The sequence below is a fragment of the Geovibrio thiophilus genome (assembly GCF_004087915.1).
In the GTDB taxonomy this organism is placed as follows: Bacteria; Chrysiogenota; Deferribacteres; order Deferribacterales; family Geovibrionaceae; genus Geovibrio; species Geovibrio thiophilus.
In genome coordinates this window covers 103,303-122,201 of sequence record NZ_CP035108.1, presented here as the reverse complement: position 1 = coordinate 122,201, position 18,899 = coordinate 103,303, and the positions used below count along the sequence as shown (strand labels likewise).

Sequence of the window (18,899 nt, the reverse complement as noted above, 5' to 3'; positions counted from 1 at the left end):
GATATAGATGAATTCGGACGAGAAAAAGACTTTGGATGAACAGGAAGCCGAAATCTGCGCGGAAGAGATACCCGCAGCGGAAAAAAGCGAGCTTGAGCTTCTGAAGGAAGAGAACGAAGCGCTGATAAGGCAGGCGGAAGAGGCTAAGAATGACGCCCTCAGGGCTGTGGCAGACGCAGACAACTTCCGCAAGCGTATGTCGAAAGAGGCAGAGGACAGAATAAAATTCGCCGGCACACGGATTCTTGAAGGGCTGCTCCCCGTGCTGGACAACCTTGAGATGGCTCTTGCTCATGCCGAAGAAGATAGCCCTCTGAAGCAGGGAGTTGATCTCACTTTGAAACAGATGCTTGAGACTCTCGGCAAAAACGGGCTTGAGAAAATCATGCTGGAAGTAGGGGCAGAATTTGATCCCGCTTTTCATGAAGCGCTTATGCTGGATAATACGGATGAATACGGCAACAACTGCGTAACCATGATTCTGCAAAACGGCTACACTCTCAACGGCAGAGTGATACGTCCGGCTAAAGTAAAGGTAAATAAGAAGTAATAACAAATCAGAGTTCGGTGCAAATTCGGTTTTTTTAAAGAGGGGTATATTTTTAAATAAACTGAAAAAACCTTTCTTTTATGGTAAAGAAAGGTTTTCTCAGACTCTTTCCAAAGAAACCAAATTTGTTATGGTATGAAGCGCAGGACGCGTCTTTTTTGAACCAAAATAAGACAGATGCGTGCAATATAACGAGAGCACACCCATGGATGGGTGCGTGGAGTGCGCAGCACAGCGAATGCGAGCAGCGCAAACGTAACGAGAGCGGCAAGGAGTTTTACTCCGCAGGCTGCGAGTGAAAAAAAGCGCAGGACGCGTCTTTTTTGAACCAAAATAAGACAGATGCGTGCAATATAACGAGAGCACACCCATGGATGGGTGCGTGGAGTGCGCAGCACAGCGAATGCGAGCAGCGCAAACGTAACGAGAGCAGCAAGGAGTTTTACTCCGCAGGCTGCGAGTGAAAAAAAGCGCAGGACGCGTCTTTTTTGAACCAATAAATAAGACAGACGCGTGTACCGTAATCTGACAGGACATTCAGATTACGGTGATAAGAACGGATTTAAAAAGAAAAAGATATATTCAGGAGGCATTTTATGAGTAAAGTAATCGGTATAGACCTTGGTACGACGAACTCAGTTGTAGCCATAATGGAAGGCGGCCAGCCGAAAGTTATCGCCAATGCGGAAGGCATGAACACAACCCCCTCAGTAGTGGCGTTTACGGATTCGGACAGGCTTGTGGGTCTTCTTGCGAAAAGACAGTCGATCACAAACCCGGAAAACACTGTTTTCAGCATCAAAAGGCTGATCGGACGCAAGGTTGACGCACCTCAGGTGGCAAAAGCGAAAACAGTTCTTCCTTACTCCATAGTACCCTCTGACAACGGTGACGCATGGGTGCAGGTCAGGGATAAAAAATTCGCTCCGCCTGAAATTTCGGCGATGATACTTCAGAAGCTTAAGAAAACAGCGGAGGATTACCTCGGCGAAACTGTAACGGATGCGGTGATAACCGTTCCCGCATACTTTAACGACGCTCAGCGTCAGGCAACAAAGGATGCCGGCAAGATCGCCGGTCTCAACGTTCTCCGTATTATAAACGAGCCCACGGCAGCGGCTCTTGCTTACGGTCTGGACAAGAAGCACGATGAAAAAATCGCAGTATACGACCTTGGCGGCGGTACATTTGATGTATCGATCCTTGAACTCGGCGACGGCGTTTTTGAAGTAAAATCAACCAACGGCGATACGTTTCTCGGCGGTGATGACTTCGACATGCGTATAGTGGAATTCCTCATTGACCAGTTCAAAAAAGACAACGGCATAGACCTCAGAAACGATAAAATGGCGCTTCAGAGGCTTAAGGAAGCCGCTGAAAAAGCCAAGCACGAGCTTTCAAGCTCCACCGAAACGGAGATCAATCTTCCGTTTATCACCGCAGATCAGACAGGACCCAAGCACCTTGTGGTTAAAATAAACAGAAGCAAGCTGGAGTCCCTTGTTATGGATCTGGTTGACAACTCTCTGGAGCCCTGCCGCAAAGCTCTTGCGGATGCAGGGCTCAAAGCCTCCGACATAGACGAGGTTATCCTTGTGGGCGGTATGACGAGAATGCCCCTTGTACAGCAGAAGGTTAAAGCCTTCTTCGGAAAAGAGCCCCACAAAGGGATAAACCCCGATGAGGTGGTTGCTGTCGGTGCGGCAATTCAGGGTGCGGTTCTCAAAGGCGATGTAAAGGATGTTCTTCTCCTTGATGTAACACCTCTTTCACTCGGCATTGAAACTCTTGGCGGCGTGATGACAAAAATCATCCCCAGAAATACCACAATCCCCACAAGGAAAAGTCAGGTGTTCACAACGGCGGCGGATAACCAGACTTCTGTTACCATCAGCGTGTTTCAGGGTGAACGTGAAATGGCAGCGGACAATAAGTCCATCGGGCGTTTCGACCTTGTGGGTCTTCCCTCCGCTCCCAGAGGGCTGCCTCAGATCGAGGTAACATTCGACCTTGACGCAAACGGCATTCTTAATGTTGCCGCAAAGGATCAGGGCACAGGCAAGGAACAGTCCATCAGGATAACGCCCAGCAGCGGTCTTTCCGATGACGAAGTAGACCGTATGGTAAAAGACGCCGAGCTTAACGCTGATTCCGATAAAAAGAAAAAAGAGCTTGTGGAAATCCGCAATCAGGCTGACACACTGATCTACAGCACTGAAAAATCCCTCGCCGATTATGGGGATAAGCTTGACGAAGCAACCAAAAAGAACATAGAATCCGCCAAGGAAGAACTTAAAGCCGTTCAGGGCGGAGAAGACGTTGAAGCGATTAAAGCCGCTGTGGAAAAACTCACCGAAGCTTCTCACAAGCTTGCGGAAGTTATATACAACTCTGCCCAGCAGCAGAACGCACAGGCAGACGAAGGTGCGCAGCAGGCTGAGGAACCCTCAGCGTCCGCTAAGGACGAAAACGTAGTGGACGCGGACTTTGAAGAAGTAAAAGACGATAAGAAATAACATTGCTTATAAGAAGGGAGCCGTAACAGGCTCCCTTTAAATTCCTTCCCAAATAACACCTTTTTACGGGGATAAGTCATTGAACAGAGATTATTATGAAATCCTTGGCATAAATAAGAACGCCTCGGAAGCAGAAATCAAAAAAGCTTACCGCAAGCTGGCGATGGAGTACCATCCCGACCGCAACCCCGGCAACAAAGAAGCCGAAGACAAATTCAGAGAGCTCTCGGAAGCGTATGAAGTATTAAGCGATCCTCAGAAAAGGGCGCAGTTCGACCAGTATGGGCGGGTTTTCGACAATAACGGATTTTCCGGCGGCTCAGGAAGCTACGGCGGAGCCGGTGCGGAGACTATATTCGAGGAATTTTTCGGCGATGTTTTCGGCGATTTCTTCGGCTCCGCGGGGCGCTCAAGGAAGAAAAGCCGCCCCACCAGAGGAGGAGACATAAAGCTCCGCCATGAAATAGAATTTGAACAGGCCGTTTTCGGCTGTGATATAGAAGTAAGCGTGCCCCGTATAGTGGAATGCACCAAGTGCGGCGGCACAGGAGCAGAGGACGGCGGTATCGAAACCTGCGCCACATGCCGCGGAACAGGCGTTATCCAGAACAGGCAGGGGCTTTTCGCCATCACCACCACATGTTCATCATGCGGCGGTACAGGCAAGGTTATCAAGAATGTCTGCAAGGAGTGCAAGGGTGAAGGCGCAAAACGCATCCACAAAAAACTCAGCGTTAAGGTTCCCGCCGGAATCGAAGACGGCATGACAATACGCATAAGCGGCGAAGGCAACCACGGACGCAACGGCGGTCCCGCCGGCGACCTCTATATTGCTGTTTCTGTCAAAGGACACAAATTCTTTCGCCGTGACGGACGTGACATATATCTTGAGCTCCCGCTTTCCGCAGTGGACGCCATGCTCGGTAAATCCATAGAGATCCCGACCCTTGAGGGCAAGGACGAAATAAAAATCAAACCCGGCTCACAGCCCGGCGATGTCATAACCCTCAAAGGCAAAGGTATCGCAGATGTTCAGGGCTACGGCGTGGGCAACCAGTACATAGAGCTCAAAGTAATCATACCCACCAAGCTCACCAAAAAACAGAAAGACCTGCTGGCAAAATTCGAGGCGGATTCCAACGAAGACACCTACAAAACCGACAGATCCCTGTTTGATAAAATAAAGGATTTTTTCGGATAAAACATCTTCACGGATGAAGATGCGCCGTGCGGAGCGAAGACTTGCCCCGCAAGGCGCGAGCGGTTCAGGCGAACCGCAGGACGCAGGTTCGCCGGTATTAAGTTGATAAAATAAAGGATTTTTTCGGATAAAACATCTCCACGGATGAAGATGCTCGGGTAAAAGTTTGGTTTTTTGGGAAGAGTTTGAGGAACCGTTTTTTTTCATTAAAAAAGGGTTCCTCATGAGTTTTTTATCAATAGAGTAAGAGTATTGTAACTTTATGGGGAAACTTTTTATAAAAAGCTTTCCCCATACCCCTTCAAAAATTTTAAACTGCTTCGCAAAGATTCAGCAGTGAGGTATTTATATGTCCAAACTCAGTGCGGCAAGGCTCAAGGTAAAGAATGACAGTCTGGTTGACGAGTTCAACGCATCCATTCATTTCGACAAGCGTTTGTATCGTCATGATATAAGAGGTAGCATAGCTCATGCTGAGATGCTTGCTTCATGCGGCATACTTACTGCTGAAGAGGCGGAGGCGATTAAGGACGGTCTTCTTGCCGTGCTTGGTGAGATTGAGTCGGGCGGTTTCGTTTTCCGCACGGAGGATGAGGACATCCACATGGCGGTTGAGAAGCGCATGACTGAGATAGTGGGCTCTGTGGGCGGCAAGCTCCATACAGCGCGCAGCAGAAACGATCAGGTTGCTGTGGATGTGCGCATGTATCTCCGTGAGGAGACAGAGGTTATAGCGGGTTATATGGCGGAGCTGGTGAAGACTCTGACCGATAAGGCGGAGAAGCATCTGGGCGTGCTGATGCCCGGATATACGCATTTGCAGACGGCGCAGCCTGTGCTTGTTTCCCACTGGCTTATGGCGTATGTGCAGATGTTCCGCCGTGATTACGGCAGAATGACGGACTGCGCGGAGAGGATGAATTTTTCTCCGCTCGGTTCAGGCGCCCTTGCCGGAACAACATTTCCTGTTAACCGTGACATGACCGCTGAAAAGCTGGGGTTTACGGCACCGACGGAAAACAGCATGGATTCCGTGAGTGACCGTGATTTTGCTCTGGAGTTTCTTTCCGCTGCGGCGATATGTCAGATGCACCTTTCGAGATTTTCCGAGGAACTGATAATTTTCTCCACATCGGAGTTCGCTTTCATAGATTTAAGCGACGATTTCTGCACGGGCAGCAGCATAATGCCCCAGAAGAAGAATCCCGACATGCCTGAGTTGATCAGAGGCAAAACCGGACGCATGTACGGCAACCTTGTGAGTCTTCTCACCACGATGAAGGGGCTTCCGCTGGCTTATAATAAGGATATGCAGGAAGATAAGGAGCCGCTTTTCGACTCAGTAGACACAATCAAGGCTTCCCTGCGCATATTCATTCCTATGATAGAGAAGATGGGTATAAACGCGGAGAAGATGACGAAGGCTGCGAAGCTCGGTTTCTCCACCGCGACGGACTTGGCGGATTATCTCGTGCGGAAGGGGATGCCTTTCAGGGAGGCGCACCATATTGTCGGTTCCGCTGTGGCATTTGCGCTGGATAAGAGAGTTGACATAAGCGAACTGACGATCGATGAGCTTAAATCCTTTTCCGAAAAGATAGATGATGATATATATTCCTATATAACCCCCGAGGCGTCCGTAAGCAGCAGAAAGGCGAAGGGCGGCACGGCAGGGGAATCCGTAAAGGCGCAGATAGAAAGCGCGAGGAAGTTTCTGGATGAGGTTCTATAAGTATATCCTGACACTTATTGCTGTTCTGGCTCTGTTTACAGGCTGCGGCAAAAAGACCGACCCCGTAGTGCTCACAGAGGCTGTTCCCGCCCCGGGTGAGAACCTGCGTATTTTCAATAATGATCAGGGTGTGGTTATCCGCAATGCTGACAAGCGCTTCGCCGTGAATGTTCAGAGAGCTGTTTTCGATCCGTCCTGCGGCTGCCTCACCGATTATGCTGACATAGCGGAAATTCCGCCTTCCGCCGCTTTCGTGGACGATAATGTGACGCCTGACGTGCGTTATGTTTACAGCATAGTAGCGCTGCACCCGGTTTACAGCAACAAATCCCAGCCTGTGAAAAAGGCTGTTATATATGCCCGACCGGTCAAGATAACCGATGTGCAGATAAAAGAACTTACAGGAGACAGGTTCGCCTTTACACTCAAGGCGGATAAGCCCTTTGAGCGCTTTGAGATTTTCATAGACGGCGGACTTGAACTGCGCACCTCAAGGGAAAGCTTCGAGGTGAACATGGAAGGGAAGGAGAACCGCACCGTAACCATGTACCCCTTTGACAAATACGGCAATGCCGGTGAGGAGAAGATTATCCGTCTCGCCGTCAAGCAGGTTGTTCCCAGAGCGCCCTTCGGTTTCAGAAGCGTTTACGGCAGGGGAACTCTGACTATATCATGGAACGAGCCCGAGGGGGCTTGGCTTTATAATGTTTATATAATGAAGGGCGACAGCTACTCTTTCCTTTCAAAGGTTGATGTGCCTTACTTTATGTATTCTGTAGGGGAGAACACGATAGACTGCGTTAAGTTTGCTGTTTCCTCCGCCACGGACGGCAACGAGTCCGACAGGACTGAATACGAAGCATGCTGGCCCTGATTTAATAATCCTGAATTTCCCTCCATGGAAATTCAGGATACACGCTCGCGGCAGGATAAACCTGCCTTCGCTCCGCACGGCGGAACTCCCTCCGTGGAGTTATGAGATTGCTTCACTTCGTTCGCAATGACAGTCAACAGTGTCACTGCGAGGAGCCTAAGCGACGCGACAGTCTCTGCTTGTATAATTCTGAATTTTCTTCCATGGAAATTCAGGATACGCGCTCGCGGCTTGCGGAGCAAGCCTTCGCTTCGCACGGCGGAACTCCATCCGTGGAGCGTTTGTGTTGAGACGCAAGAGTATCTGACTGTCCTGTTTTTTCCTGCTTGAAAAACGGACATGTGCTATATATAATTTGTGACTTTTCCCTGCTCATTTCGGAGGGCGGGTTGTTTTAGAAAAAGTAAAAAAGATTTTTCATACAGGTCGGTGTTTTTATGTTTACTATTATTATTTCAGTCAGTGCTTCAGCTCTTCTTGCCATAGGGATTTACGCGCTGACTTACAACATCTGGTGGTCGCTTACCGTAGCAGTGCTGGGCATCATCGCTGTCAACTTCTTCATGGGAAGGCATTTTCTCAATAAGCTCAAGGAGCTTTTCGGCAATGTGGAAAAGGATCTCCGTGCGGGCAGGTATGAAAAGGCAATTGAGCGTCTGAAGGAGGGCTATAAGTACTCCAACTGGCAGTTCTTCGTAAAAGAGCAGATCAACGCTCAGATAGGGATCATTCTTTATTCCACCAAAAGGCTTGATGAATCTGTTGAATACCTTGAAAAAGGGTTCGACAAAAACTGGCTTTCAATGAGTATGCTCGCAGCATCCCGATATAAGGCAAAGGAGACGGAGAAGGCTCTGAAAACCCTTGAGGCGGCTGTGAAAGGCTCTCCGAAGGAGGGTTTTGTATACAGCTTTTATGCGTGGATGCTCAGCGGCAGCGGCAACGATACCAAGGCGATAGAGGTGCTGAACAAAGGCGTTAAGAAATGCCCCGCGGACGAGAAGCTTGAGGCTAACATGGAAGCCCTTAAAAACGGCAAGAAGATAAAAATGGAGAGATACGGCAACGTATGGCTTCAGCTCCAGCTTACCAAAGTTCCTGACGGCGCAAAGCCCTACCAGCAGTTCATCGCTAACCAGCGCATTAAGAGAAGGTAGTAATTGAGAGACATTCAGAACGAAAAAGATGCCCGCAATATCAGTATTGATAAGGTGGGCATCAAGGGGATAGTTTACCCCGTTATTCTTGATGATAAAAAGAAGGGGCGTCAGCACACCAACGCCTCTATCAACATGTATGTTCAGCTTCCTCAGGACTTTAAGGGAACACATATGTCCCGCTTCGTTGAGATTCTCAATGACCACAGAGAAAATATGGGGATCTCCACCGTCTGGATCATTCTGGAAGAGATGAAGAAGCGTCTCGGCTCAAGCGAGTCGCATATTGAGCTTTTCTTCAAGTATTTTATAGAGAAAGAGGCTCCGGTTTCCGGTCTTACCTCCATGATGGACTACACCTGCGAATATTACGCAACGCTCACCGATACTGAGCGGGATTTTGTTCTCTGCGTTAGAGTGCCTGTGATGACTCTCTGCCCTTGCTCCAAGGAGATAAGCGAATACGGTGCACATAACCAGCGCAGCATAATTACTATCAAGGTGCGCTTCAAAAAGATGCTTTGGATAGAAGAGCTTGTAGACATAGCAGAGTCCTCCGCCTCATCCCCTGTGTACCCGCTGCTTAAGCGTGAGGATGAAAAATACGTCACGGAACATTCTTACATGAATCCGGCATTTGTTGAAGATGTGGTGCGCAACGCCGCAGAGAAGCTCATGGCGGAAAGCAGGGTGACGTGGTTTGAGGTTTCCAGCGAAAACTACGAGAGCATACACAACCACAGCGCATACGCAGTCATAGTGCGTGATAAGCGCACCCTGTAGACAATTTCTTCATAAACAGCTATAGTTAATCCATGAAGCTGTTTTTCAGAATCCTTTTCGGTCTTGCCATTATAATCACCGCACTTCTGTTTGCGGACTCCATGAGGGAGCAGCCATTAGTGGGGCGTTTCTTAAGCGAATACATAATTCCCCTGCGTGACAGGCTTACGGTGTTCGGCACATCCCCGCAGACCGACAACACCACGCCCTCTGAGGAGATGCCCGCCGCACCCATATCCGAAAATAATACATCGCCCTATGAAGACCCTGAAGCGGCGCCGGAAGTCACCGCCTCTCCCTTGACAGAAGCGCTCCGCAGGGGCGACCTTGAGGCTGTGAGCAGCCTGATCCTGAGCGGAGAGGATATAAACAAAACCGACATACTCGGCAACACGCCGCTTGTGTACGCCATCACGGGCGGGAATATCCGTGCGGCGGAGCTTATGCTCATGCACGGTGCGGATCCCGATATAAAGGACTATGACGGCAGAACTCCTACGCATAAGGCGGCGAGAAGGAACAGAGAGCAGATAATAAGGCTGCTGATAGAGCGGGGAGCTGATGTTAACGCCGCAGACAGTGAAGGCGTGACCCCATTGATGCTGGCTGTCAGATACGGCTTTCATGACATAGTTGTGGATCTTATAAGAAGCGGGGCGGATGTGAACAAGGCGGATATGAACGGCTTTACTCCGCTGATGTACGCGGCTCAGTACGGCAATATGGACGGAGCTGCCGCCCTGATAGCCTCAGCGGTTGATACGATGAAGGCGGATGCCTACAGCCGCACGGCTTTTGATTTAGCCAAGGAGTACGGGCACGAAAACATAGCGAATCTTCTTGTGAGAAACATGCAGTAGCCTAAAATCCCGCCGTCAGCCCCTTCCACGTCTCAAACACCGCCATAAACCCAAGGACTACCTTCATCGCTGTCCCGATAAACCTTCCGGTGAATGTGGCTATACCCCGTTTCAGCGCGGTTCTGTGGTCGGAGAATTTGAAGTACTCATACAGATAGGTTCCGAGGAAGGCTCCTAAGAATGTTCCGGGCACGGCGCCTATTCCCAGAAGAATACCCGCTCCGAACAGCCCGCCTATGAGCGAGCCTATGACAGAGGCGAAAAAGCTCATGTTGGATACACCGTATTTTTTCCCCACGAAGTAGGACGCCGCAAGCTCAACCGCTTCACCGACAGTGATAAGCACCAGCACGGTGTAGAAAACATTCCATTGCATATGTCCGGACGCCGCCCAGAAAAGAGGTATCAACAGCGCCGCTATGTTTCCCGGCAGACCGAGAAGATTCAGCAGAACAAAGACAGTCTGCAACCCAATGGAGACAAGGGCTATCAGTTCCAGCTCGGGGCTCACAGCTCTATTTTCCTTATGACGGTTTCACGGTGGAGATACATTGCCTCAACGCCGAAATTATCACGGCAGAATGCGGAGTACCTGTCAAGGAGCTCATATGAGTTATTTTCATGGCTCACATGGGCGAAGATTACTTTTTTAAGTCTCTCACGGCTGAGAAGTCCCACGGTGTTCAGCGCATCCTTGTTGGATAGGTGCCCCCTGTGGGAGAGGATCCGTCGTTTGAGGTATTCGGGATATGCCCCTTCGGTGAGCAGCTTTTCCTCATAGTTTGATTCGAGAATTACGGATTCCGCCTCACCCAGATGCTCAAGGATATATGTTCCCGCTACTCCGAGGTCTGTCGCCATGGCGATTTTTTTATCTCCGAAGTCGAAACGGAAGGCGAACGGCTCATGCCCGTCATGGGTGATGGCGAAGGGAGTCACGGAAAAATCCTCAAGCTCATAGAGAAAATCGGGGTCAGTTATCATGAAGCGGCTCACGTCAAACCCTTTTCTCTCAAGCTCGCACGCAGTGCCCTCACTGCTGTAAACAGTGGGTTTAAGTTTATTGAGAAAGGGCTTAAGCCCTTTGATATGGTCATTGTGCTCGTGGGTGAGAAACAGGCTTATTCTCTTCCCGCATATGTCTGTTTCACTTAAAGCGTCGGCAACGTTTTTATATGCTGTTCCTGCGTCAATGAATATGAGATTGTTCCCGTGCTCTATGCAGCAGCAGTTGCCGGAGCTGCCGGAGGCGGCTACATTGAGAACAGGCATCAGATGATTCCCTCATATTTTTTGGTGAACTGGTATACTTCAAGGATGAAGACTGTGAGAAGAGCGGGGATGATGAGCCAGAGGTGATCGTTCCCTGCTAATATATACACCCAGAAAAAGGTTATAAGCAGTCTGACAGACAGGCTCCCCGAGGGTTTTCTCAGTCCCCGCACGCCGAAGGTGTTCAGCCCGAAGGTTTCCCGCCCCGCGAAAAGGAGCAGGTAGGCTGCGAGTATCAGCAGAATGATAAAGCCTGTCTGTATATAAATATCCTCCGAGGCGAGAAAATACAGCAGGAAAGGATATGCAGCAACGAAGAGGAAGATTCCTGTGATTATCAGCAGCGGCTTGATAAGCGCCGTTGAGAAAAAGCGGGAGACAGGGTGCCCGAAGGAGATCTCCTGCTCTACATAACCTCTTGAAAAAAAAACAAGAACAGCTGTGAAAACAGTGCCCGGAGCATCGATGTAGCCGAAGGAGAAAGAGATAAGGAGCGCCCAGAAGGGGAGGCGTGAGAATATAAAAGCAAGCGCAAACAGCGGATTGCGGGCAAAATACAGAAAGAGGCTCCGCATTATTTCTCCGAGATCTTTTTCAGTCTGGCAAGGGTGTTCAGCGCCTCAACAGGAGTCATATTGTTTATATCCATGCTTCTTAATTCGTCCAGCGCGGGGCTGTCCTCAAATATAAGCATCTGCTGAACTACTTTTTCCTGTCTTATCTTACTCTGGGACAGTTTCGGCGTTCCGTCAGTGCCGAACTCGTTTTTCTCCAGCTTGGAGAGTACTTCGTAACCACGGTTTATCACATAATCAGGCAGTCCCGCAAGCTTGGCGACATGTATTCCGTAGCTTCTGTCCGCCGTGCCTCTGATTACCCTGCGCATGAATATCACTTCATCGTTCCATTCCCGCACCTCGGTTGTGAGGTTCACGGCGCCCCGTATGGATGAGGGTATGTCTGTGAGTTCGTGGTAGTGTGTGGCGAATAAGGTTTTAGCCTTAAGCCTTTCAAGTATGTATTCGGCGACTGACCACGCTATGGAGATCCCGTCAAAAGTGGATGTTCCTCTGCCTATTTCATCAAGAATGATCAGTGATTTATCCGTAGCATTATGGAGAATGTTGGCAGTTTCCGTCATCTCCACCATGAAGGTGGATTCGCCGCCAGCCAGATTGTCGCTGGCGCCCACACGGGTGAATATCCTGTCAAGGAGGGGAATCTTCGCCTCGGCGGCGGGAACGAAGGAACCGGTATGAGCCATGAGCGCCACAAGGGCAGTCATGCGGAGATATGTGCTCTTGCCCGCCATGTTGGGACCTGTGATCACAGCCATGCGTGAATCATCTGAGTTGAGGTAGAGATCATTGGGCACATAGTTATCCGTGATGTTCTTCTCCACCACGGGGTGGCGCCCCTCTCTTATGTCCATCTCCTCAAATGCGCCTATCTGCGGACGGGTGTATCTGTTTCTCACCGCCGCTTCAGCAAGGGAGGAGAGGCAGTCTATCTCGGATACGGTTTCCGCTGAGGCTCTTATCATCTCGCTGTAATTCGCCAGAGTGTCCCGCACCTGCGTAAAGAGAGCGTATTCCAGCTCGCCCAGACGCTCTTCTGCGTACACCAGCTTTGTCTCAAGCTCCTTAAGCTCGGGGATGGTGAAGCGTTCCGCGTTTACCAGCGTCTGCTTGCGGTCATAGTATTCCGGCACACGGTCAAGGTTCGATTTGGAGATCTCGATGTAGTAGCCGAACACTTTGTTGTATTTCACTTTAAGAGTGCTTATGCCTGTCTTTTTCTTCTCTTCGGTCTCTATGCGCAGAAGGTGTGTCCGGCTGTCCTTGCGGAGGGCTTTGAGCTCGTCCACGTTCTTGTCGTATCCTTCACGGATTATGCCGCCTTCCTTTATGTTCAGGGGCGGTTCATCGACTATGGCGGCATCTATTACGCTGTATATGCCCTCAAGAGCGTTGAAGGTCTCCCCTGTTTCGCTGAGGTGCGGGTTAGCGGCGGAGAGAAGCATCTCCTTTATCTTCGGGAAGGATACCACTGAGCTTTTCAGCCACACGAGATCTCTGGGGCTGCATCTTCCTGCGAGGAGGCGGGCTGTTATGCGCTCCATATCGTACACTGTGGAGAGAGCATCAAACAGAGCCCCCCGCAGCTCGCTTTGGGTGGAGAGGTATTCGACAATCTCAAGGCGGCGGAGAATGCTCTCCTTACTGCGCAGGGGATAGCGGAGCCAGTTCTTCAGGAGCCTTGCGCCCATTGAAGTGCGGCAGAAGTTCAGCACGGAGAAGAGGGTATTCCGCTCGCTTCCGTCCTGCGAGTTTTCCACAAGCTCCAGAGTTTTCACCGCTATGGAGTCAAGGTGAAGCCTGTTCTCCGGCGCAAGCGTGACCGGATATTTCAGCTTAACATCCAGCATCAGGTTTTTGGTATATGTGAGGAGCAGGGCAATGGCTTTGAGGTAGCCTTCGCCGTCTATTCCGAGGGATTTCTCGCTGGCGGCGCTGTAATGCTCAAGCACTCTGCGCCTTGCGGTGTCTGTTCCGAACGATGCGTCAATGACGGAGACGGGGCGGTTCAGACCTTCTATCTCCTTATGGCTTATCACTTCGGCAGGCTTCCACCTGCCTGTTATATCGTTAATATTTGCGGGAGTGCATTTCTCAAGAAAAATCTGTCCGGTTGATATATCCGCAACTGCGGCGAAAATCTGTTCCTTCTCAGTCCAGAGCACGGCAACGAAATTGTTTGAGGCGGAGTTAAGCCCTTCGTCCTCAAGGATTGTGCCCGGGGTGACAACACGCACCACGCCTCTTTTCACTATCCCCTTGGCTGTTGCGGGATCCTCAAGCTGTTCGCAGATCGCCACATTCTTCCCCGCCCTGATCAGCTTCATAAGGTACGGCTGATAGGCGTGGTAGGGGATTCCGCACATGGGCACTCCGTCACCTCTGCTGGTGAGGGCTATGCCCATTATCTTAGAGGCTGCCTGTGCGTCTTCAAAGAACATTTCATAAAAATCACCCATGCGGAAAAAGAGTATGGTCTCCGGATAATTATCCTTAATCTCGCCGTACTGCCTCATCATGGGGGTTGTCTTTTGCGGTGTTTCCAAGGCTTTGTCCTTTTTATAAGTAAGTAAGCGTCCCCAAGGAGCCGCATTCGCCGCATACATCGGCGTAGTGGACCTGCTCCGCGGAACAGGCGGAGCATTTGTACATGGGGCGGGCTTTGAAATAATCCGTCATTACAGCGTCGTCTTTCATTTCGGCGTATACGGCGGCAAGCGCCGTGGGAAAGCTGTGCCCTGCCGCGCAGATTGAGATCAGGCTTTTAGCCTTTTCCGCCTCATTTTTTCTCATATGGTAACGGGCGGCGTATACATAGAACGACAGGTTCGCCGAGCCGGAGTTTATCTTTTTCATCACTGAGTTAAACAGTGTGCCTATGTCAGAGTAAGCGTAGTGGAACTCCTCAAGTATGTTCATATGCTCAGGGCATTTAGGGAGCTCGTATTTTATTATCTCCTCGCAGAGGGAGAGTCCCTTGTACCGTTTGCCCTCAAGAAACAGCAGGTTAGCCCGCTCCGCCTTCGCCTCAAAGAATGACGGATCGCACTTCTCGGCGTATGTGAGGAGCTTTATGGAGTATGACCTTGTCTCGTTATCGTTTTTCGAGGCGCCGAACCAGCATCTGGCGGCATTTTTGAGATACACGGGCTCCATCTTGGCGCATTTTTTGTACAGCTCCGCCGCTTCCTTCAGATGTCCTGACTTCTCAAGGGCATAGGCACGGAAGGGAAGGAGGGCAAGCTCCGCTCTCTCCGTGAGGAGGAGGGCGCTCTTGTAGTCCGCCGCCGCTATGCAGTCTTTAATAAGCTCCCGTACCGCGGTTTCCCGCACATGCTTGGAGAGGTCTTTCTTTTCCAGAATGCTTCTGTGGATCCGCTCAGCCTTGGTAAACTCGCCCTTGTCTCTGAGCAGGCTTCCGCTGACAATATACGCGTCTGCCGCTTCCACATCGGCGGAGGAGAGAACCTTAAGGCTCTCAAGGGCTGCGTCGGTGTCGCCGTCGATCAGTTTAAGCAGGGCATTTGCCCTGAGAGCGTACAGATCCGCGCTTTTCATCAGATCTCCTTGGATGAGTTTCCGTTAAACGGCAGACTGCGGAGCCTTTTTATTTCGTCCTCTCCGGTTTTCACCTTTTTCTTAAGCTTTCGTATTTCGCTTGTAAGCTTCATCCTGTCAAAGAAATACAGCATGGAGGAGAGCACAAGCCCTATCACCATTGCCGCTATGATAACAAGAAAAAGGGGCATCTTCACAGCGGGAGAGTTGAAAAAGTAGGTGACTTCCACCTGCTGAACATTCATTACCGCAAAAATAACTACCACCGCTATTATGAGCAGCTTGATCGTGTTGCTGATTATTTTCATTATTCCGCCTCTCTTCTGAAGCACTCAAGCAGATTAGCGTAAGTGACCTCTATATGTTCGGATATTACCTTCATCTCCCCTACAACGGGCATGAAGTTTGTGTCCCCGACCCAGCGGGGAACTATATGAAAGTGCAGGTGGGCGTCTATGCCCGCTCCCGCCGCCTTGCCAATGTTAAAGCCGGTGTTGAAGCCTGCGGGATTCATGGTTTTTCTGAGCACTCTTATGGCAAGCTGTGTGAGCTGCATTATCTCAAGCATCTCATCATCATCCAGCTCCAGAAAATCGCCGGTATGCTTATAGGGAGCTACCATGAGGTGACCGTTGTTGTAAGGGAAAAGGTTCATGATTACAAACGCTTTTTTCCCTCTGTGGAGGATAAGGTTTTTCTTATCTTCATCTTCGGACGGTTTATCGCAGAAGATGCAGCTTTCCGTTTTGCCAAGTCCGCTTATGTATGACATGCGCCACGGCGCCCATAGTCTTTCTTTCTGTTCTTCAGCCACTTAACCAACCTCCGAAGATTTAAAAACTTCGCCCAGAGAACCGTTTATCACCAGATCCGCCATGGAGTCATAGGGCGTGGGCATTCTGTTTATTATAACAACTTTCGCGCCGGATGACTTCGCATATCCGGGCAGCATTGCAGCAGGCATAACAGAAAGAGACGAGCCGGTCACGATAAACAGGTCGCAGCTCATGGAATCCTTCACGGCGCTGTCCATCACGGCGGGGGGCAGCATCTCCCCGAAGAAGATCACGTTCGGGCGCATAACGCCGCCGCACACGGGGCATTTCGGCGGGTTCCCGCCCTTGGAGAGAATGCGGAAGACTCTCGTTGTCGCCATCTCCTCCTCGCAGTGCATGCAGCGGGAGGTCATGAGGGAGCCGTGCAGCTCATGCACCTTGTTTGAGCCCGCTTTTTGGTGGAGTCCGTCTATGTTCTGGGTGATAACGCTTATAGTTTTTCCCTCTGCCTCCCGCTTAGCGATGAAGGCATGGGCATTGTTGGGGAGCGCGTTTTTAAATACATCAAACAGCGGCGCAAAGAGTGTGTAAAATTTTTCGGGATTAGCGGTGAAGGAGTCTATGTTGAGATAGTCTTCGGACGCGAGATTAGCCCAGAGCCCTTTTCCCGGCGTGCGGTAATCAGGTATTCCGCTTTCCGTGCTTATACCTGCTCCGGAAAAGAAAACCGTTCTCTCTGACCGGCTTAAAAGGGTTTTGAGTTCAAGTGCGCAGTCCATCTGCATTTATAGCAAATATCGGTAGTGCAGGCAAATTATATGTTTTGATCAGGCTTTCTTTTCATTTTCCAGATCGGCGGCGCATTCGCATTCCGACACAACGGGGAAGCGGACACGGAATATTGTTCCCTGCCCCTGCACCGATTCAAAGGATATGGTTCCGCCGTAGTTTTCAATGAGCTGCTTCACGATGGTGAGCCCCAAGCCTGTTCCGTTGTGCTTGGTGGTGAAATACTCGGTGAATAGATGCTGCTTGGCTTCCGGGGGTATACCCTCACCGTTGTCTATGAAGTCGAACTCTACAAACTCACCGTCAAGCTTGGCTGTGAGGGTGACCTTGCCCCCGGGCTTGTGTTCCACAGCTTCCACTGCGTTGCGGAGTATGTTGATGAATATCTGCTCTATATGCACTGGGGTGGCCTTTATGCAGCCGAGATTTTTATCCGTGACGGTCTCAAACGGAACATCGGCCCATTTCAGCAGCGTGCGCTCAACATACAGCGCTATACGCCCTATGAATTCGGCAACGTCTATGCACTCCAGCTTGTCGTTCCCCACCCGGGAGAATTTCAGGGTCTGGTCTATTATGTCTCTTATGCGTTCGGCATCCTTGAGAATTTTCTCGGTGTAAGCCTTGGTTTCGGGGTGTTTCATCGTCATTATGTCGGCGTTGATCATTATGGAGTTCAGGGGGTTTTTTATCTCATGGCTTATGGAGGCGGTGAGTGTTCCCATAGTCATCAGTCTGTCGTTGTGGAGCATGTTTTTGTGCATGGAGCTTATGGTGCTGAACGCCTTGCGCAGCGAGTACACCATGTAGTTGAAGAGGATCGACATACGTCCGAACTCATCGTTGGAGGTGATCTGCGTTCTTATGTCCAGATTGTTGCCCGCAACAGCCTGCATGCCGTTCTCAAGTATGCGCACAGGGCGGATCACCAGAATGTAGATCAGGAAGAAAAGCACTATGAACAGCAGAATATCCGCAGTGTACAGGAACAGACGCACCTCAAACACCTCACGGCTCAGAAGCTCCTTAAGACGGGAGAGGTCTATGTTTATGTTCAGCGTGTCTATTACGGCTCCTTCGGAGGGGTTGTGGCAGGACTGGCATTTCTCCTCATTCAGCAGTGGTTTATTGAAAGAGAGGTATTTTTTGCCTGCGTACGTCAGTTCTGTGAAGCCTTCTGTGCTGTTGAAGTTGTGCCTTATCAGATCAAGGTAGTCCTTGCTGTAATATTTGCTGAGATCCTGCAAAATGCACGAGATCTGTCCGTTCCTGTTAAGGATGTGGATTCCGAGGATATTGGCGTCTTTCTGAAGGTTGAGGATAAGCTCTTTTATGGCGCCCTTGTTCTCCATCATCATGTAGTTGTCCAGCGAGCTGTCTATGAGGAAAGGGATGCTGGTTATATAGTCGCTGGCTATTGTCTTCGCCTTTTTTTCGATATTGGCGGCAAGCATGCTGCTCACTGTGAAGCTCACGAGGGAGAGCAGGGCGAAGAACAGCAGGGTTATTTTAAACTGCAGTTTGATGTAAGGTTTTTTATGTGATTCCATAGATGAGAGATTACACTTTTTCACAGTGATTTCCAAGAGCAAAAGCCTTGCGGTCAGGCGCGCAAAACTATAAAATAAAGCAAAAAAAGGATATTCATATGGCTGAGATAGCTAGGTTCGGTGTTTCCCTTGATAAAGATCTTCTCTCTGAGTTCGACCGCAAAATAGCCGAAGAAGGGTACGAGACAAGATCGAAGGCTGTGGGTGATCTGCTTAAGGAATACGTGATAGAAAAGGAATTTGCCTCAGGCGGCAATGTCGCAGGCGCAGTGACTATTCTGTACGACCATCATAACAGGGATCTTCTTTCTTCTCTCATGGATATTCAGCACGATTATCACGATTCCGTGATCTCCATCCAGCATATACATCTTGATCATGACAACTGCCTTGAGATCCTCGCAGTGAGAGGCAACGGCAACAGCATCAAGAAGCTTTACAGCTCGCTCAAGACGATGAAGGGTGTAAAGCACACCAGTATTAATATTACCGGAACTAAATAGTGAGAATATTCAGTCTCTGAGGCTTTCTCCGGCACGCTTATTAAATCCTCTCTATCCCGCCTTTTATAAAAGGGCAGGTGATTGTTATTTAAGCCGAGCGCTCTACTTTTGCAAAAAGAGGGCGGCGGATTTTTCGCAGGCACCAGCGTTTTTTGTTCAGGAAATGACTTTGTCAACAAACACAAAGACCGCTGGGTCAG

18 protein-coding genes are annotated in these 18,899 nt (G+C 50.0%); 9 read left to right on the top strand and 9 right to left on the bottom strand.

The annotated features are described in order from the left end of the window. Positions 1–7: 7 nt before the first annotated feature. The 8 genes from grpE to EP073_RS00540 all read left to right on the top strand — a co-directional run bounded on the left by grpE (position 8) and on the right by EP073_RS00540 (position 9,673). Positions 8–550 (top strand): nucleotide exchange factor GrpE, encoded by a 543-nt coding sequence (gene grpE, locus EP073_RS00575; RefSeq protein WP_128465233.1) that lies wholly within the window; start codon positions 8–10, stop codon positions 548–550. Between the two features lie 596 nt (positions 551–1,146). Then, entirely contained in the window at positions 1,147–3,066 is a 1,920-nt protein-coding gene (gene dnaK / locus EP073_RS00570) for a molecular chaperone DnaK (protein WP_128465232.1), read from the top strand. A gap of 79 nt (positions 3,067–3,145) precedes the next feature. Continuing rightward, on the top strand, positions 3,146–4,267 hold the full coding sequence (gene dnaJ, locus EP073_RS00565) for a molecular chaperone DnaJ (protein WP_128465231.1): 1,122 nt from the start codon (positions 3,146–3,148) through the stop codon (positions 4,265–4,267). Positions 4,268–4,610: 343 nt separating this feature from the next. Then, positions 4,611–5,999 carry an argininosuccinate lyase gene (argH, locus tag EP073_RS00560; RefSeq protein ID WP_430654681.1) on the top strand — a complete coding sequence of 463 codons (1,389 nt, stop codon included), beginning with the start codon at positions 4,611–4,613 and terminating at the stop codon, positions 5,997–5,999. Further along, complete coding sequence (locus EP073_RS00555) at positions 5,986–6,873, top strand: hypothetical protein (RefSeq protein WP_128465229.1); 888 nt, start codon at positions 5,986–5,988, stop codon at positions 6,871–6,873. Before argH ends, EP073_RS00555 begins: the two co-directional genes overlap by 14 nt. A 437-nt stretch (positions 6,874–7,310) precedes the next feature. Continuing rightward, entirely contained in the window at positions 7,311–8,030 is a 720-nt protein-coding gene (locus EP073_RS00550; RefSeq protein ID WP_128465228.1) for a tetratricopeptide repeat protein, read from the top strand. 3 nt (positions 8,031–8,033) lie between these two features. After that, positions 8,034–8,813, top strand: a complete 780-nt coding sequence (folE2, locus tag EP073_RS00545) for a GTP cyclohydrolase FolE2 (RefSeq protein ID WP_128465227.1) — start codon at positions 8,034–8,036, stop codon at positions 8,811–8,813. A 32-nt stretch (positions 8,814–8,845) separates the two neighbouring features. Beyond that, entirely contained in the window at positions 8,846–9,673 is an 828-nt protein-coding gene (locus EP073_RS00540) for an ankyrin repeat domain-containing protein (protein WP_128465226.1), read from the top strand. A gap of 1 nt (position 9,674) precedes the next feature. Here the strand turns inward: EP073_RS00540 and EP073_RS00535 are convergent, their stop codons facing one another. The 9 genes from EP073_RS00535 to EP073_RS00495 are packed head-to-tail and all read right to left on the bottom strand — an operon-like array spanning position 9,675 to position 18,220. Next, positions 9,675–10,184 (bottom strand): DUF456 domain-containing protein, encoded by a 510-nt coding sequence (locus EP073_RS00535; RefSeq protein WP_128465225.1) that lies wholly within the window; start codon positions 10,182–10,184, stop codon positions 9,675–9,677. Beyond that, positions 10,181–10,945 carry an MBL fold metallo-hydrolase gene (locus tag EP073_RS00530; protein ID WP_128465224.1) on the bottom strand — a complete coding sequence of 255 codons (765 nt, stop codon included), beginning with the start codon at positions 10,943–10,945 and terminating at the stop codon, positions 10,181–10,183. Before EP073_RS00530 ends, EP073_RS00535 begins: the two co-directional genes overlap by 4 nt. Next, entirely contained in the window at positions 10,945–11,520 is a 576-nt protein-coding gene (locus tag EP073_RS00525; RefSeq protein WP_128465223.1) for a hypothetical protein, read from the bottom strand. The genes EP073_RS00530 and EP073_RS00525 overlap by 1 nt, the downstream gene beginning before the upstream one ends. Next, the gene (mutS, locus tag EP073_RS00520) at positions 11,520–14,129 is read right to left on the bottom strand and encodes a DNA mismatch repair protein MutS (RefSeq protein ID WP_241654019.1); all 2,610 of its coding nucleotides are present in this window, start codon (positions 14,127–14,129) and stop codon (positions 11,520–11,522) included. Before mutS ends, EP073_RS00525 begins: the two co-directional genes overlap by 1 nt. After that, positions 14,083–15,081, bottom strand: a complete 999-nt coding sequence (locus tag EP073_RS00515; protein WP_128465222.1) for a tetratricopeptide repeat protein — start codon at positions 15,079–15,081, stop codon at positions 14,083–14,085. Before EP073_RS00515 ends, mutS begins: the two co-directional genes overlap by 47 nt. Beyond that, on the bottom strand, positions 15,081–15,389 hold the full coding sequence (locus EP073_RS00510) for a LapA family protein (protein WP_128465221.1): 309 nt from the start codon (positions 15,387–15,389) through the stop codon (positions 15,081–15,083). The genes EP073_RS00515 and EP073_RS00510 overlap by 1 nt, the downstream gene beginning before the upstream one ends. Further along, positions 15,389–15,853 (bottom strand): HIT family protein, encoded by a 465-nt coding sequence (locus tag EP073_RS00505; protein WP_128467740.1) that lies wholly within the window; start codon positions 15,851–15,853, stop codon positions 15,389–15,391. The genes EP073_RS00510 and EP073_RS00505 overlap by 1 nt, the downstream gene beginning before the upstream one ends. 42 nt (positions 15,854–15,895) lie before the next feature. After that, on the bottom strand, positions 15,896–16,642 hold the full coding sequence (locus tag EP073_RS00500; RefSeq protein WP_128465220.1) for an SIR2 family NAD-dependent protein deacylase: 747 nt from the start codon (positions 16,640–16,642) through the stop codon (positions 15,896–15,898). A 42-nt stretch (positions 16,643–16,684) separates the two neighbouring features. Beyond that, complete coding sequence (locus tag EP073_RS00495; RefSeq protein ID WP_128465219.1) at positions 16,685–18,220, bottom strand: sensor histidine kinase; 1,536 nt, start codon at positions 18,218–18,220, stop codon at positions 16,685–16,687. Positions 18,221–18,294: 74 nt separating this feature from the next. Between EP073_RS00495 and nikR the strand changes: the two genes are divergently transcribed. Next, positions 18,295–18,699, top strand: a complete 405-nt coding sequence (nikR, locus tag EP073_RS00490) for a nickel-responsive transcriptional regulator NikR (RefSeq protein WP_128465218.1) — start codon at positions 18,295–18,297, stop codon at positions 18,697–18,699. Positions 18,700–18,899: the final 200 nt, after the last annotated feature.